The sequence below is a fragment of the Amycolatopsis sp. SID8362 genome, from assembly GCF_010550475.1.
Taxonomy (GTDB): Bacteria; Actinomycetota; Actinomycetes; order Mycobacteriales; family Pseudonocardiaceae; genus Amycolatopsis; species Amycolatopsis eburnea.
The window spans coordinates 1-719 of sequence record NZ_JAAGNB010000321.1 but is presented as its reverse complement, the minus strand read 5'-3'; the positions used below and the strand labels follow the sequence as shown (position 1 = coordinate 719).

Annotated in this window: 1 pseudogene; it reads right to left on the bottom strand. The window is 71.5% G+C overall.

The features are described from left to right. Window positions 1-365 (bottom strand): annotated as a pseudogene (locus G3I65_RS10660) (hypothetical protein); the annotation flags it as partial. Between the last annotated feature and the right edge of the window lie 354 nt (window positions 366-719).

Here is a 719-nt window from a genome sequence, read left to right as displayed (position 1 = left end):
CGGTTGACCAGCAGCCAACGGTGGCCGTAGATCACCGCGACCAGCGCCAGCTCCAGCACCAGCGGCAGGGCGAGCACCCCGGCGAAGATCCAGACGCTGCAGAGGTCGACGTACGGCGAGCCGGAGCGGTCACGACGCCGTTGCTCGATCAGGTGCGACGCGTGCAGGTGCGGCAACGCGGCCGCGGCCAGCCAGCCCGCCGTCGCCCACTGCTGGGACGTCGGTGCCGTCCGCGCCGCCACCACCAGCACGGCGAGCGCCGCCAGATCGACCGCCAGGACGAACAACAACACCCGCCCGGGCAACGACCACAGCTTCCACCGCGGTGGTGCCCAATCCCCCGGAGTGCTCGTGTCTCCGCTCATCGCAGCGCCTCCCCGCCCTGCTCCGCGCCGGTGAACACCTGCTCGCCCAGGGTAGTCGCGTTGCGGTCGGGTGTCAGCCGTTTCCCCGTGGCGCGACCCGACCGGGCGGCTGGGACCATTCCGGGTAGCCGAGACCGGACGAACCGCACGGAAAGGCGAGCCGATGAGCGACAAGGGCTGGTGAACCCGCACGACCACCCTCGTTCCCCCGGACCCCGAGAACAGGAGCGCCCGATGGCCGACAAAGGCTGGTGACCCCGCAGCGACGACCCCACGTCCCCCGGCACCGACAAGGAGCACCCCGTGACCGACAAAGGCTGGTGAACCCCGCAAGCACGCCCCAACCCCGCGACC